This window comes from Ligilactobacillus ubinensis (assembly GCF_024160875.1).
In the GTDB taxonomy this organism is placed as follows: Bacteria; Bacillota; Bacilli; order Lactobacillales; family Lactobacillaceae; genus Ligilactobacillus; species Ligilactobacillus ubinensis.
Genome location: NZ_JAIULA010000018.1, coordinates 15057 through 31082 on the forward strand (window position 1 = coordinate 15057; position 16026 = coordinate 31082).

Annotated in this window: 17 protein-coding genes; 2 read left to right on the forward strand and 15 right to left on the reverse strand. The window is 33.2% G+C overall.

Annotation, left to right across the window (positions count from 1 at the left end):
• From LB941_RS08900 to LB941_RS08920, 5 genes are all read right to left on the reverse strand, one after another.
• A partial coding sequence (locus LB941_RS08900; RefSeq protein WP_253361331.1) for a KxYKxGKxW signal peptide domain-containing protein occupies nt 1–457 on the reverse strand: 457 nt, incomplete at its 3' end.
• Nucleotides 458–835: 378 nt separating this feature from the next.
• Nucleotides 836–2020 (reverse strand): MFS transporter, encoded by a 1185-nt coding sequence (locus tag LB941_RS08905; protein WP_253361333.1) that lies wholly within the window; start codon nt 2018–2020, stop codon nt 836–838.
• Nucleotides 2021–2042: 22 nt separating this feature from the next.
• Nucleotides 2043–2927: an alpha/beta hydrolase gene (locus LB941_RS08910; RefSeq protein ID WP_253361335.1), complete on the reverse strand. Its 885-nt coding sequence runs from the start codon at nt 2925–2927 to the stop codon at nt 2043–2045.
• Nucleotides 2928–3024: 97 nt separating this feature from the next.
• Entirely contained in the window at nt 3025–3888 is an 864-nt protein-coding gene (locus LB941_RS08915) for an AraC family transcriptional regulator (RefSeq protein WP_253361337.1), read from the reverse strand.
• A 58-nt stretch (nt 3889–3946) separates the two neighbouring features.
• Nucleotides 3947–5431, reverse strand: a complete 1485-nt coding sequence (locus LB941_RS08920) for a glycoside hydrolase family 1 protein (protein ID WP_253361339.1) — start codon at nt 5429–5431, stop codon at nt 3947–3949.
• Between the two features lie 113 nt (nt 5432–5544).
• Here LB941_RS08920 and LB941_RS08925 point away from each other — a divergent pair, with 113 nt between their 5' ends.
• The gene (locus LB941_RS08925; RefSeq protein WP_253361341.1) at nt 5545–6267 is read left to right on the forward strand and encodes a GntR family transcriptional regulator; all 723 of its coding nucleotides are present in this window, start codon (nt 5545–5547) and stop codon (nt 6265–6267) included.
• A 133-nt stretch (nt 6268–6400) separates the two neighbouring features.
• On the opposite strand, the gene LB941_RS08930 is transcribed toward LB941_RS08925, so the two are convergent.
• A complete protein-coding gene (locus LB941_RS08930; RefSeq protein WP_253361343.1) occupies nt 6401–6757 on the reverse strand; it encodes a PTS sugar transporter subunit IIA in 357 nt (118 codons plus the stop codon).
• A 33-nt stretch (nt 6758–6790) separates the two neighbouring features.
• Nucleotides 6791–7123, reverse strand: a complete 333-nt coding sequence (locus LB941_RS08935; protein WP_253361345.1) for a PTS sugar transporter subunit IIB — start codon at nt 7121–7123, stop codon at nt 6791–6793.
• Between the two features lie 178 nt (nt 7124–7301).
• Between LB941_RS08935 and LB941_RS08940 the strand changes: the two genes are divergently transcribed.
• On the forward strand, nt 7302–8030 hold the full coding sequence (locus LB941_RS08940) for a GntR family transcriptional regulator (protein WP_253361347.1): 729 nt from the start codon (nt 7302–7304) through the stop codon (nt 8028–8030).
• 95 nt (nt 8031–8125) lie between these two features.
• Here the strand turns inward: LB941_RS08940 and LB941_RS08945 are convergent, their stop codons facing one another.
• From LB941_RS08945 to LB941_RS08980, 8 genes are all read right to left on the reverse strand, one after another.
• Complete coding sequence (locus tag LB941_RS08945; RefSeq protein ID WP_253361349.1) at nt 8126–9418, reverse strand: PTS sugar transporter subunit IIC; 1293 nt, start codon at nt 9416–9418, stop codon at nt 8126–8128.
• Nucleotides 9419–9709: 291 nt separating this feature from the next.
• The gene (locus LB941_RS08950; protein ID WP_253361351.1) at nt 9710–10921 is read right to left on the reverse strand and encodes a DUF2075 domain-containing protein; all 1212 of its coding nucleotides are present in this window, start codon (nt 10919–10921) and stop codon (nt 9710–9712) included.
• Between the two features lie 458 nt (nt 10922–11379).
• Nucleotides 11380–11532 (reverse strand): CBS domain-containing protein, encoded by a 153-nt coding sequence (locus LB941_RS08955; RefSeq protein WP_253361354.1) that lies wholly within the window; start codon nt 11530–11532, stop codon nt 11380–11382.
• A gap of 128 nt (nt 11533–11660) precedes the next feature.
• The gene (locus tag LB941_RS08960; protein ID WP_253361356.1) at nt 11661–12038 is read right to left on the reverse strand and encodes a PTS glucitol/sorbitol transporter subunit IIA; all 378 of its coding nucleotides are present in this window, start codon (nt 12036–12038) and stop codon (nt 11661–11663) included.
• An 18-nt stretch (nt 12039–12056) separates the two neighbouring features.
• Entirely contained in the window at nt 12057–13070 is a 1014-nt protein-coding gene (srlE, locus tag LB941_RS08965) for a PTS glucitol/sorbitol transporter subunit IIB (RefSeq protein ID WP_253361358.1), read from the reverse strand.
• An 18-nt stretch (nt 13071–13088) separates the two neighbouring features.
• Nucleotides 13089–13640 (reverse strand): PTS glucitol/sorbitol transporter subunit IIC, encoded by a 552-nt coding sequence (srlA, locus tag LB941_RS08970; RefSeq protein WP_253361360.1) that lies wholly within the window; start codon nt 13638–13640, stop codon nt 13089–13091.
• A gap of 17 nt (nt 13641–13657) precedes the next feature.
• Complete coding sequence (locus LB941_RS08975) at nt 13658–14152, reverse strand: transcriptional regulator GutM (RefSeq protein ID WP_253361362.1); 495 nt, start codon at nt 14150–14152, stop codon at nt 13658–13660.
• Nucleotides 14152–16017: a BglG family transcription antiterminator gene (locus LB941_RS08980; RefSeq protein WP_253361364.1), complete on the reverse strand. Its 1866-nt coding sequence runs from the start codon at nt 16015–16017 to the stop codon at nt 14152–14154. The genes LB941_RS08975 and LB941_RS08980 overlap by 1 nt, the downstream gene beginning before the upstream one ends.
• Nucleotides 16018–16026: the final 9 nt, after the last annotated feature.

A 16026-nucleotide genomic window follows, 5' to 3' on the forward strand; every position in this document is an offset into this window, starting at 1 on the left:
TTGATGTTGCTGTACTTGTTGCATCTGCGCTTGTTGATGCCGCTGTACTTGTTGTATCTGCACTTGTTGATGTTGCTGTACTTGTTGCATCTGCGCTTGTTGATGCCGCTGTACTTGTTGTATCTGCACTTGTTGATGTTGCTGCACTTGTTGTATCTGCGCTTGTTGATGTTGCTGTACTTGTTGTATCTGCGCTTGTTGATGTTGCTGTACTTGTTGTATCTGCGCTTGTTGATGCCGCTGTACTTGTTGTATCTGCGCTTGTTGATGCCGCTGTACTTGTTGTATCTGCGCTTGTTGATGTTGCTGTACTTGTTGTATCTGCGCTTGTTGTATCTGCATGAGCATTATATGTATATCCTGTTGAACCTAACCCTACGATAACAGTTACCATACTAGCAAAAATCCATTTTTTCCCTGATTTATACATTTTGTAATGTACTTTTTCTCGTCTCATAAACTATCCCTCACAAAATATTTTATTTTTAAAATTAATTATTTAATTTAAAATTAACATTATTGTAATAAGTGAGGGTTTTTTATTTTTAATAACTAAAAAAAATGAAAAACTAATTATTCTGTTTTTCATCATTTTTAATCATAAATTAGATAACTAAGCATTGTTTATACAGGGCTCTAAGCTAGTTTTTTATTTATTTTTTAGTTTATAGTTTTTACAAAAAAATAACTTTTCATGTGACTTTTTACTTTTACACAAAAAATTACTATTTTTATACTCAATCTTTTGCGCTTTACATTTTCATTATAAAACAAAGTGAAATACTGATTATCTTACTTTTCTACACTAAAAATATAAACTTAAGAATTTGGAATCCTATTCTCGTGCTAACTTTTGACGATGAACATTAATGTAATGGATAACTGAGTAAATAAAAATTATTGCAAAAGCCGCTGCACTTATCAACATTATTTGCCGTGATGAAGTACCATTTACTAATCCTAAAATTGCATCAACAACCGTTGGAGAAATAAAACAACCAATATTAACCAACACTAAAACAACCGTCGTTCCTAAATTAATTGAATCCTCTGGGGCTGCCCAATCAAGCCAATTGTACATGTATGGTACTCCTAATCCAAAACCAAAACCTAATACTAATACGGCAAAGAACAAGAAGATCATATTTGATGCAACCGAAACTAATATAAAGCCAACCGTAACTAATCCGAATCCGACAGGAAATATCTTATCATGTAGCTTTTTGAAGAAGAAACCAAAACTTGCACCCATCGGAATCCCTACTAAAGTTGAAATTCCTGATAATAACGCTGCTGAACTCGATGTACCTAACTTCTCATTAACAATTAAAGATGGTAATGCAAAACTCATTGGCATATAGAACATAAATATGAAAAACATTAAAATCGAAATCAATATAACTGGACCGTTTATATGCTGCTTATTCTTATTTTTTTGTTGGACAACCGGTTCTTTCTTCTTCAATGGAACAAAGAATGTAAATAATATTAATACTGGGATTACAAGGAAATAAATTGCAAAAGCTGCATGCCAACTGATCGTAACAAGATAGCTAACCATAAATGAAGCTAATGCTGCTCCAATACTACTCATAACATTTTGAAATCCTATCATAGAAGCCAATTCTTCTTCATTACTCTTATAAAATTCAGGGATTAAACTAACTGCTAATGAATTAAATAATCCAATACCTAAACCAATTAAAAAACGCGAAACTAAAATGAGCATATATACGCTGGAATACATCGGAAAAGTGCCTGCTAACATTGTGATTACTAAGCCGACTAAAATTGTTGGTTTTTGCCCCCAAAATCTTACTAAAAAAGGACTAATTAACAAACCTACTATTATTCCAAAGTTAGGTACCGTTGATAATGTTTCAACTCCCGCTGTACTTACACCCGGAAATGCATGGTACATTAGCGGTAAAGCTGATGAAATTTGCGGTGCCATCATTAAAAAAATAGAGATAGAAAGTAACGATACCTTAAATATAAGCTTGTCTTTTGTTTCTTTCACATTTCAACATTCCTTCCGTTTATTATTCAACTATATATTTTCTAAAGAAATCCAACTCATCCTTATTAGCTTGAGCTGCAATATCGTCTTTTTGATTAATTAAAAAAACGTGTCCCTGTGGATTATCCTTGTTGCCATATGATTTAGTAATATGCTCTATTCCTTTCGCCGTTAAAAAGCCATCAAACTTAATTGTTTGATCATGAATAAAATCTTCATTAGCTGTAGATAAATATACTGGCAAAAAATTACTATCTATATACTTCTCCGTATCTAACAGCTCTCGCTTTGTTTTTAAATCTGTAAAATAGCCCGCTGTTGCGTTCCCAATCATACCTGGATCAAGCACGAAGAAAGCTGCACTATTCATTGCTGCTGCTCGAAAATTTAAATTCGTAAGTTCATACCCAAACTTAGTCCGATATTCTTCGTTAGTTAAAAGCGTTATATACTGCTCAACCATCTGTCCGCCAGCACTATCACCTATTAAAAAAACATTATTTCTATCTAAATTATATTCATCGGCATGCTCATCAACCCAATGAATATAGCGATTAACATCATCTAACTCCGCTGGAAATTCTACATCGGGTGCAAGACGATAATTTGGATTAACAAACGCAAAACCTTGTTTAGCTAAACCTAATCCATAAAACTGATATGTCTCTTTTGTGCCGTAACACCAACCGCCGCCATGAATATTAATGATTACCGGTATTTTTGCTGTCACTTCTTTTGGAATATATATATCTAATAGATGCCATTTCTTATCCGGACCATAACTGATATCATCATATCTCTGTACTTCTGGTACCTCCCTAGGTAATCCTGCATCTCGCTTATCATCTCCTTGCTTAAATAGTGCCCTCATTTTCGAAATATCCTCTTTAATACTCGTTGTTGCCATAACTTTTCACCCTTTCTTTGTTTGCGCTTTCATTTTATAACAACTAAAAAACAGACGTCATCCTTTTTTTGACTAAAAAATGGCATCTGTTGACTTTTTATATATTTATCTTCTTGTACAATTGTGATGCTGTTGTACCATACAGCTTAAACATAGCATTGTTCATTGTTTTAATACTGCTAAAACCATTTAACTGAGCAATATCTGTTAAATTTTTTTGATGTCCTAAAATATCCGCGTATCCATTTTGTGCTCTAACGTTATTAATATAACGCCCAACTGTAATACCCATATTCTTCTTAAAAAAACGTGCCAGGTACTCTTTTGAAACGTTACTTTTTTCAGCTATCTCTTGTAATGAAATATTCTCTTGAAAATTCTCATTAACAAATTTCGTTATAATCTGCAAACGCTCAATTACATATGCTTTTTGCCCATATAGAGTCTTGCCTGTACTAGTATAGGTGAAGTACCTTAACATAAGATACAAAACTTCATCAAATAGCGTTTGCAATCTAATATTTTGATATGAACTTTCATTTTTGAAAACACCGACTACCTGTAAGAGTAATGCTTGTAATTCAATATACCGCTCTTTTTGTAACCCACTAAATGACGCAAGATTATTAAGCTGGATTTCTTTTTTAGTAATTTCAGGATAGAGACTTGCTACATATGCATATGGATAAATAATAGATAAAAATTCGCTTCCTACTGTTAAATAGTTATTGGCACTATGAATTTCTTGTGAATTGACAACTAATATCTGATTTTCTTTCGTTTTATAGCAATGTCCGGAAATCGTAAAATCTTCAATCGTTCCATGAACTGAATAACTAAGCTCAATCCCCTGATGCCAGTGTGGAGCTACATACACACGCCCTGGTACATTATGCAAATAAATCCATACCGAAAGAGGACCTGTTGTTTTAACAATCTCATGTGTATATTCTGCATTCATATCTTCATCACCCTTAAAACATTGACCTAAAAATCGCTAAAATTATCCTACCTACTTTTTAAGATAAATCCTCGCCATTATTAGCAATTACTTTTTGATACCAATAAAATGAATCTTTAGGCGTTCGCTTCAATGTCCCTTGACCTTCATCATTTCGATCTACATAAACAAATCCGTAGCGTTTGCGCATTTCTCCAGTTCCTGCTGATACAAGATCAATACAGCCCCACATCGTATATCCCATTAAATCAACGCCATCAATTGTCACAGCATCATACATCGATTTAATATTTTCACGTAGATATTCAATCCGATAGTCATCATGAATCTTACCATCTTCACTAAATTTGTCTTCCCAACCAATACCATTTTCGACAATCCATAACGGTTTGTGATAGCGATCCCATAAATTATTGAGTGCTATTCGTAAACAAGCTGGATCTGTTGCCCACCCCCAAGCATTGGTCTTAAGATATGGATTCTTGACATTCCCCGTTGTCATATTACCGCCCGCTGCATCATCCACCTCATGTGTTGTTACTGTATTTGATCCGTAGCAAGAAAAGCTTAAAAAGTCAGCCGAATAGTTGCTTATAAGTTCATAATCTTCAGGTTCGTCGTCTAAAATGATGCCTTCGCGCTCATATTTTTTTAACCGATATTCAGGATAACGCCCACCCGTTTGAACATCTGTATAGAATAGCATATTCTGAGATCCTTCCATTACCTTTACTTGATCAGCAGGATCTGCTGTATAAGCATATAGCGGCATATATGCCAACATTTGACCCACTTTGATTTCTTTAAACATCGCATGCGCAGCTTTAACAACTTTCGCACTAGCAACAAATTGATTATGTGCTGCTTGTGCTTGCAACTGTGGCGTTACTCTTAATAATCCACCACCCATATATGGCATTAAATCCATGACATTAATTTCATTAAAGGTTAGGTAATATTTCACTTTGCCGCGATAGCGTTTAAATACCGTAATAGCATATTTTTCGAACAAATCAATCAATTTTCGATCTGCCCACCCATTATATTTGATAGCCAACTGTAATGGTGTTTCATAATGTGATAGGGTGACTAATGGCTCTATCCCATATCTTTGACATTCTGTAAACACGTTGTCATAAAAGGCTAGACCCTTTTCATTTGGCTGATCATCATCACCATTTGGGAAAATCCTAGCCCAATTAATGCTTAAGCGAAATGTTTTAAAGCCCATCTCACTCATTAATCTTATATCTTCTTTATAGTGATGATAAAAATCTGTTCCTTCATGGCTAGGATAGTATTCACCTTCAATAACAGCAGGAATAGCTCCCACAGGGATATTCGTTCGCCCTCCAAATGTAAATAGAACTGAACCAGTTTCCCCTGTTGTTGGATTTTTCCAAGTTATTCTGCGTGGCTGCGTATGCGAACCATTGGTCATTACATCTGCTGTACTTAATCCTTTTCCGTCTTCAAGATACGCACCTTCATATTGATTGGCAGCAGTTGCGCCACCCCATAAAAAATTCTTTTTAAATGACATTTTTACTCTCCTTTACTAAAAATTACTATACATTTATTCTAATTAAAGTATAATTGACTTATCGGTATAACAATAATTACTCCTAATAAATTTACATGAAAGGACCCTGTCTGATGACATTAAAATACCAGCTAGTCGCACATGATTTAGCTGAAAAAATTGACAATCAAATCTATATTGATAAACTTCCCAGCGAAGTTGAACTAATGCAGCAATATAACGTAAGTCGAAATACAATTCGAAATGCTTTAAACATTCTATATAGCCAAGGTATCATTCGACGTATTCAAGGAAGCGGGTACTTTATTAGTTTTTCTCCACGTAGCGACGGTACTGTACTAAATTTAGCAAATAAACGTGGACTACGTGACCTTGAAGCCGACGAACCTGTTGTTTCTGATGTATTAATTCTTGAAACAATTCCTGCAGGAACACACGTAAGTCATTTTCTACAATGTGATCAAAACGACATCGTTTATCACGTACAACGCTTACGCCATAAAAGCAATATTATTGTTAGCCTTGAAGAAGCTTTTTACCTTAAAAGTGTTGTCCCTTATCTAAATGAGGAAATTTGCTCTGGTTCTATCTTTTCATTCATTATTAAAACTTACCATCTTGAGGTAAAAAATGGTGATGAATATGTTAAAGTTCACCAATTAACTGATGAAGAAGCGAATATTACTAAGCTACCTATCGCTACTCCAGCTTTATATCTCGAAGAAATTAATTATTTAAAAAATGAACAACCATTTAATTATTCGCGTACGCTATATTTGCAACAAGATTTAACTCTGTATTATCACGTCAGCAATTACTTAAATCACTTACAATAATTTTTAACTGAGATTTTCTCAGTTTTACTAGATAACTTTAACAAAAAGCTGGGGAATTTAACAAAATTTCCCCAGCTTTTTAAGTCTATCAATAAATACAAACCCCAGTTAATGATTTATTAATAGCTACACCTTATTTTTCTAATTTAGCTACACGTTCGTACAAATCCACAATTTCACCTGCTAAATCACGGAACGTAATAGCATTCATCATATGATCTTGTGAATGAACCGTTAGTAACGTTACCTTAGTATGGTTACCTTGTGCTTCTTGTGTTAACATTCCTGTTTGCGTGTTATGGGCTTCTACTAACGCATCATCAGATTCTTTTAGTTTTTTATGAGCTTCCTCAAAATCACCTGTTTTCGCAGCTCTAATTGCTTCAAAAGCAAAACTTTTTGCATTGCCACCATTAATAATCAAACCCATTGTTACTTCAAGATTTTCTTGCTCAATTTCTTCCGGTGTCTTTGCTTTATCTTCAGCCATAAATTTCTTCCTTCCGTGTAGTCTTATCTTTATTTAACCGTTAATTAACTTATCAGCTTGTGCCAAAACCGTTTTGCCGTCCATCATACCATATGAACGCATATCAATAATAGCTAAAGGAATATCAGCACCGTTTTTACGCCCAGCTAACTTCTTTTTGAAATCACTTTCCATATAACGAACTTGAGGTCCTAATAAAACGCAGTCAATATTTTTAGTCTCTAACTGTTGATCAGCTTCACTTGCAGACACTGCAAAAATTTCTGCATCTTTGCCTACAGCTGCAGCTGCATCTTGCATCTTTTTAACTAATAAACTCGTACTCATACCTGCTGCGCAACATAACATTATTGTTTCTTTTGCCATAATTATTATCCCCTTTTGTCTTTTATATTAAGCGCTTTAAAAATAAAGTAACTTGATTTATTAAACGCTTTCATCTACAATACAGTTATAACACGTTGGTACGAATTTTACAAGTACTTAATCAATTATTTTCAAAAATATGTAAATTTACGTTTCAACTTTTAGGGGGGCTTTTACATTGATTCTCAAGTATCAAGAAATTGCATCAGACTTATTAACAAAAATTAATAATGCTTTTTTCACTAATAAACTACCACCAGAGCCTGAACTTATGCATATGTACATGGTTAGCCGCAATACCATTCGTAACGCTCTAAATGTTCTCGTCACTCGTGGTGTTTTACGTCGCGTTCAAGGTAGCGGCTATTATATTAATCAAACATTACCTTTTTCAGGATATATTTTAGATTTAGCTGATAAAAAAGGTATTAATGAAATTTATCAACGTCTTTTAAAAACGTCTCCTAAAACTAAAGTGCTGAAACTTTTCCAAGAAAACCCTAGTGTAGAACTTAAAAAGCTTCTTGCTTGTGATGATGCTGAAAAAGTCTATCATGTCATGCGTGTTCACTCGTCTTCACTAGATAAAAACTTGACGATTCTTGAAGAAACTTACCTTCGCTGTTCATTCGTTCCTTATTTACCAACAAAAGCTTGTAAAAGTTCAATTACTAAGTTTATTGAAAAGACTTATAACTGGCACATAAAATCAGCTTTAACCTACTTTAGTTTACATGATTTAACTAATATTGAAGCTGAACTAATGCAACTTCCCGCTGGAAAAACGGTTCTTCAGCGTGAAGAGATAAACTATCAAGATAACGAGATACCTATATCGTTCGCTAAAAATTATTATCCCGCTACTAATCTAAAATTTTTAACGAGGACGGTTGATGAACTTGAATAACTTATTTTTATTTTTTTAAATATTATCTATCTAAAAAAGATCAACCTCAAAGTTAATTGATGAAGTCGATCTTTTTTACTTATTCTGTAACTAGATTATGCTGTTTCAAGAGCTACAGCTTCTTCTTCTGCTTTAAGAGCTTGACGATCTGCAACTTTAAAGAATGGGTAGTATAAAACAAATGAAACAGCAATTTCAACTACTTGGAAAAGAGCACCTTTCCAACCGGATAATAAGAATCCAGCAATAACAGGTGGTGTTGTCCATGGAATATTAGTCCCATTTGTAATAGGTACCAGGCCACTACTCATTGCAAAATATGCCAAAGTTACAAAAATAAGTGGCGATAAAACAAATGGAATAACCATAATTGGGTTTAAAACAATTGGAATACCAAATATTAACGGTTCATTAATATTAAAGATACCAGGTCCAATTGCTAATTTTCCTAATGCCTTAAATTGATCTGATTTTGCTAAGAACAACATTGCTAAAGCTAAACCGATTGTAGCACCACATCCGCCTAACTTAACAAAGTTAGCATCAAATTGGTAGTTAACAACATGTGTTGGTAATTTTCCAGCAGCAACTTGCGCAGCATTTTCAGCTGTTAATGCTAACCAGATTGGTTGCATAACACCACCCAAGATGTTTGGCCCATGTAAACCAAATGAGAACAAGACACAAGCAAGAAACTCGACTAACATCGTAGCAGGATATGATGATCCAATTGATGTTAATGGTGTTTGAATAATCTTGAAGATAAATGCCTGTGCTGAAGCAAAGTCAGTGATACTAAAAATAAAACGAATCACATCAAAAATAACAAATACGAATACCCCTGGAATCAATGCTTCAAAAGATGTACTTACGTTTTCTGGAACGCCATCAGGCATCTTTATCTTCCAACCACGTTGTAATACTAAACGAACAATTTCAACAGCTAAAATTGTAGCAAACATCCCTAAGAACAAACCAGATGCACTGAAGTTAGTTGCTGGTAAATATGATAATGTCTTAAATACTGATTCTGGTGTTAAAATCAAAAAACCAGCAAATGACATTGTTATAGCTGCAATAGAATCAATCTTATAGTAATCAGCTAAACTTTTAGCCATGCCAATGATAACATAAATTGTCATTAAGCCCATTGATAAGTTATAAGGTACGTTAAACCAATCAGCCCAGTTTTTTCCTAATAGGTGACTCATGAATGCACTATAGCCAGTAATTGGCAAGTTGGCAAACAATAAGAACATAGAACCAATAATGATAATAGATGTTGCTCCAAAGAATCCATCACGGATAGCTGCTAAATAGCGATTGCTATTCAATTTATTCGCAATAGGACCCAAAGCCATTTGAAGTTTATCCAAGAACTTGTCCATAAAATTTTCCTCCAAACTCAATAAGTGTGTTAGTTTTTTAGAAAGCGCTTCCTTGTTAACAATTACATTATATAGTCATTGGTACCAATTTGTAAAGTACTAATCTAATTTTTTTATTACGATAAGTCAGATTCGTCTAACTGTATACAATAAAAGTTATTATTTAACAATTATTTTTTTAGTTATTATTTCGATTTTTGCCCACAAAAAAGAAGTCTGGCTTTTATCCCGACTTCTTACTTATGCTTTTTGTTTTAAAATTTTAAATAATAAAATAATATAATTTTTTTACTATTTTGAATTAATATCAGCTAATTCTAGCAGACGCTTTCGCAATGCTGTGTCAACTGCATACAATCCCAAACCATATCTCCCTCTCTTTAGTAGAATATTAACAACATTTCGAATCAGTTCCACATGGACCGTTCCTATATCTTCTATATCATTAACATGTCTTTTTTGAAATGCAGTTTGATCTTCAAACTTATCAGAAGAAATCACGATGCAGTCATTGGCTTTGTCATACGTTATACTTGGTCCTAAGATTACTCCCGCATAATTGAGATCGAATCCTTGAATAGTGTAAATAGACCCTACTTCATTTAACGTCTGTGGTTGGCTCGCCCACGTTTTCGTTTGATAATTGAACCGATCCCATGGTAATTTGAGCGTCCCTGCCGTTACATACCATGGTTCCTTACTATATACTCGAAAAGGAAAATCCGTCGTTGCTAACACACGTGCTAACCCACTTTGTTTGTCATGTTGTTTAACCCACGAAAATAACGGTTGTCCATCAGGAAATATCTGTAAGTCATATTCTCTCGTTTGTGGTAATGGCAATAATTTCCCAGCTACAAAAGAATCAATCCATTCTGCTACCTTTTGATCTTGCATTCGCAATTGTTGCTTCAACTGCATTGTCTGGACTGCATGCCCTGCTAAGTGGCGTAACAACATTCCTTTTGACCAATAGCTTTTAAGCTTTACGACCTGCTTAAAATCAACCGCAATAACCAAAACCTTTGTCAATTTTAATAGTTCTTCTAATTGATTTTCTGCCCGAAAATGATTAAAAGGATCAGCTTGGCTCAACAATAACTGAGCCTCATCAACAAAAACAATATCTGCTTGCCGCTTATTTTTAACCATTTGATTAATAAATGGTGTTGGTTTTTGAAAATCTTTTTTATGCAAAAATTCAGTTTGGGCTGCAATTTCCCAATAAATTTTCAACATTTCATTATGATTAACTAGCAGATGATTATCAGTTTTATACAATACTGACTCTTCATCCTTGGATGCTTTTTGTAATTCATTAAAAACTGTACTTAGAACTGCACTTTTCCCCGAACCCGCATCTCCATTCAAAACAAAAACAGCTGCTTTTTCATCAGTTAAATGATTTGTCGCAAATTCTAATATTTGATCTTTAACTTGTCTTTGCTGCCTTGTTAGTTCGGCTGCTTTAGGTAATATAAAAGTTGAGTCAGATAATGTCACTTAATAGATGCTCCTTTGAAAATAAATTATTCCAATATAATTATACTATTTAATCATAGAAAAGAATGCATATCATATGCTATATGGTAGCTTTTATAATTAATGTGGTCACTTTACTAAAAAATATAGTAATATCTGTATAGTGTATAATATCTTCTGGGCTATGTGCATACTTAGTTACCATTGAAAATGACATATTATCTCTCCTTTAGTTTCTTAATAAGAAATGTAATTTCTTTTTTATGACAGGTTAATTTTATTCTTCTTAAATCTACTTGTATAGAAACATTTTATATGCTAGCCACTGAACTACTGGATAATAATTACTTACACAATATTCTATCAATTGTTTTCAATATATCATTTAAAAAAAATAAAATTAAGCCCATAAATTTTCAAAAAATCAGGAAACTTATGGGTCTAACAACAACTATTAATAATTTTAGATCTAATTAAGGCTATAGTACTTCATGAATCATTACTACCCCAACAACTTCTTTTTGGCTATCTGTTACTATCAGATTTGAAATGCCATGACGTACCATTAAACGCCTTGCTTCACGATTTCTTTTTTCTTGATCTATCCTAACAAGTAATATAATCTTTTGCATTGGATTTACTACAATTAGTCAAGGACTTTTTTTCAGAAAACCACATAATTATATTTATTTCCATTTTAAAAAGTTACTTAACATCAAAAACTTAAATATTTCTATTAGACAGATGATCCTTAATTAACTCATTCAGCAATTATTTGGATTTTCGTTCCTATTCTGATTAAAGGATAGGTTCTTTTTGATACATAAATAGTACCTGGAAGTTTAGCTTCTTCTCTATCCGTAAAACTGACAGTAGTATGTCCTAGTCTCTCCAAATTATTTTGGACCTCATTACCAATAGATGTAATAACATACTCTTGAGCGTCAAACCGTATTTTCATCCCTGGTTCAAGCTGTGTAGATATTGGTTCTACATTAATAATAAAGCAAGATGACCGTAATGCATCAGGTGCCTCATTTCCAAAAAGAATTGCCATATTAATTTTTTTAAAATCTTCTACTTCTGCTCCAATTTCAAGAACTTGTGTTGAGAAAATTACTCTTTCTTTCTTTACCATTTAAGTGACCTCACAATTTTATTTAGCGTATAAGCCAAAGCTTGCTAACCATGCAACAAATACTCGCGGAACCCCATTAATAAAGCGACTATACAAAACAGAGGGAACACCCACTTCAACTGTTTTTGATTCAGCTTCAGCTAACCCTAAGCCAACAGGTATAAAATCACAACCATTCTGAGTATTGATTGCAAAAAGGGCTGGTAATGCATATTGTGGAGGAATATTTCCCTTACCAATTTCAACCCCTATCAAAGTTCCAATAACTTGTCCAATAACTGCTCCCGGTCCAAGTAATGGTGATAAAAAGGGCAATGAACAGATAAAACCTAAAACCATCAATCCCCAGACATTTCCTGCTAAAGGTTCCATAATATTAGCAAAGACTTTACCAATCCCTGAGCCATTGATAATACCTATTAACAAAGCTACAAAGGCCATAAAGGGAATAATTGTATTAATCACTGTCTGTACTGCATCTTTACCCGCTTGATTAAATGTCGCGACAACTTTGCCAGCACCTAAGCCAATCTTAGTTAAAATTCCTGGATTCCTAGTTTGCGCTGTCAAGGTTTTAGTGTTATCAAACTTTTCTTCTTCACTTGTTTTTGAACTACTATCCAGTACATTTTTTGTTTCATTTGTCGTTACAGTTAACTCCGTCAAAGTAATTTGTTCAACTCCAACATTAGAGACGTAGTTATCTTCATTCATAAATTGGGCTAACGGACCACTTTTTCCTGTCGGAAGTACATTGATTGTTTTAATTCCTTTTTTAGGATAGATACCACATCGTAAGGTACCGCCACAATCAACAATTGCTAAAGCTGTTTCCTCATCAGGAATTGATGTTTTAAAACCATCTACTGCTTGCATTCCAGTTAACTTAGCAATTTCATCAACAATTGCTGGTTTATTACCGCCAGTTATATAAACAAATTTATGTTTTTCTGCCGTTGGTGTGATTACTAAAGGTCCACCCCAACCACCAGCACCCTTGACTACTTTTATACTGTGATATTCTTTTGTCATTACTACGACCCCTTTCTCCTAATTATTAAATTCAACCTTTTTAGAAAGTGTAATTCCTTGTTGCTTACATACATAAGCAGTGGTAAAGTCAGTAACCCAACCACCAATAAAATTCATAACTAAACCAACTAATAAATAACGAATTGCTAAGTCCATTGTATTTAAACCTAATTTTTGAACGCCTTGAGCAATCCCTAACCAAATAAAATATTCTGAAGGATTTATATGCGGAAACACACCGTTACTAGTATGACAAAACTGAGCAATTGAAGCATACCAACTAGGTTTATAATATTCCGGTAAAAAACGCCCCATCGAATGTGACATTGGATTACCTAGCATAAATGCTGATATAAAAGGCAACACTAAATACCTCGTAAATGGATTCTTGGAAGAAGCCTGAGCTAATTTAACCATTTTTTTGTCGCCAACAAACGCAATAATTGCATTCATTAAAACAAGTAATAACAAAACAACTGGAATGATCGATGTCATCCAACCAATTAAAGTTTTGCCACCGCTTTCAAATAAACCCATAAAACCCGAAGCTAATTCTGTTATATATTTCATAATTTTTAGACTCCTTATTAGTTAATTTGTTTTCTGTCTCCACGCTTTAACATCCTATAATAAAATGACTTAATTTTTTCTACCATTGGTAAACTCCAAATTTTAATACTAGTATCTATATCTTCTGACTTTAATTTATTAGTTCGATAATTAATATAATTCTTATAGGCATCCAACAGACATACCCTTGTCAATCTATCAAACTCTTTTAATTGATCGTTTGAAGCTGCAACATATGCTAAATTTTTATTTTTCAGCATCTTCAATTCTTTGAATCTCGCAAAAACAGTTACACCCTTCATAATTTGTGCTTCTCGTATTCTACCATTGTTATCCACAGCTATTAAAATCAAAGTCCCCGAACGTAACTTTTTTGGATTTTTTCCAATAGTCACTGGTGCTAAAGTTCTTAGTTCATGAAAAACATTCGAAAAGTTTTTTATCTGTCTTAATCCTAGTAAGCCTTGTAATAAGAAAGCTGTTACTAAAATTATTCCAAAGTAAATCAACATTAAATCGCCTCCATTAACTGAATCAATCCTCGATTTTGATCGTAGTTCTTTAAGTTATTAAAGATATTCCCATTAGTTGCTATAATCCTAATTAAATCATAAACTTGCGACAGAATTCTGCTTAGATTTACATCTAGTTTATAAGGAATCGCAACAAGAAAGACAACTTTGACTTTTCTACTATCATAAGTAACTGGTTGATCAAAAAGCCCAACAGTAACTAAAATTCTATTAAGTCCAGATTTGTCAATTACGTGGGGCAAAGCTACTCCATCACCCAAAATGTTGCTGGAAAGCTGTTCCCTTTTTATCCAATCATTTAAAAATTCCTTTTTAAGCTGTCCAACTGATATTTCACGGACTATTAGCTGCTTTACTCTTTCGGTATATGAACTTTTTCCTGTAAATTTTGTTACATTAAATTGACAATAACCATTATTAATCGCTTCATCCACTAAAGAAATCTGCAATCTTTCGCGCAAGATTCCTTGATTAAAAATCGAATTTAACCTGATTACTGGTAATTGATTGGCTGATTTATTCTCAATTGGTAGATTATTTGAAAAAATCAATAAATACTTATTTGAACTTTTTTCTAATTCTAACTGAGAAGCAAACAAATCAATTTTTAAATTTTCGTTCAATAATTCCTTTAACTGTTCGATAATAAATTTCTTCAGCCCATTACTGATTGGTTCTAATATAGCAATTCTATAAACCTCTGGTGAAGACATATACTCTTCAAGTTCCATCTGAAAATAGACACTTAAGTAGCTGATTTCATTTTTACTAAACTTGATCTTTGTTTTTCTTGTTATCAAATTCAAAGCTTCTTGTGCTAATTCAGTAGCAACTGGGTATTTATTTAATATATTAGTCGAAATAAATTCTTCTGATTTTACGCCATAAGTAGCTCGATTAATTAAAAACAGCAAATGGTAGCGTAGTTCAACAAATAAACGATCAAAATTTAAACTTACATCAAGTTTTTCTTTAATAACTGGGAAAACACTCTTCATTAATTCGCCAACATCAACTAGTGCCTGATTAATTAATTGTTCATCACTAATTGGTAATTTCTTTATATTGAAAGGATAAAAAATGAACTTTAATTCACCAATATTCAAAGTATCATCCATAACTTTAAAAATGACCCTTCTCAAATTTACAGTAACTTCATCCAAAATCATTTCATGATACAAGTTACTGGGTTCATCAAGTTGAATCCCTTGATGCTTTAACCAACTAACGATTGCAATATTCCGTTTAATTACCGCAACTGTATCATCATTGTCATCTATCTCTTTAATTGCTCTAATCAATTTTTCGTCAAGAGCTTGAGTTAAAACTAAATCAAAGTCATAATATTTAGCAACTATATTTCTAACAGCTACTGCATAACTATAACGATGTTCAGTGTGCAATCTAATTCCCTTATTAGGTCTTGCTTGCACCGTTATATCATAGAAGTTCAACAATTGCTTTAATGATTTTAAATCACTGTTAACTGTTCCATGACTCACAGACATTTCATATGCTAGATCATCAAGCGCAATGTATTTGCCAGTTTGGCTTAGCAGTTTTTGCAAGATTGCTGCTTGTCTCTTGGCTGGATCATTAAAATCCAAATCTTGTTTTAAAAAATTAGTTTGAATTTTAGCAATAGCAGCATAGTTTTCGATTACTAGATAAAATTTTGATTTATTAACGTTAATTAGGGCGATTCCCTCAAGTTCTTTATTAATTTCACGAATGTTTTTTGTAATTGTAACTCTTGATGTATTAAAATGCGTTTGGATTTCTCCTAAAGTCAATGCATCATTTTTAATAAAGAAATTTAACATTTCAAAATTTTGTCTATCCATAATATCACC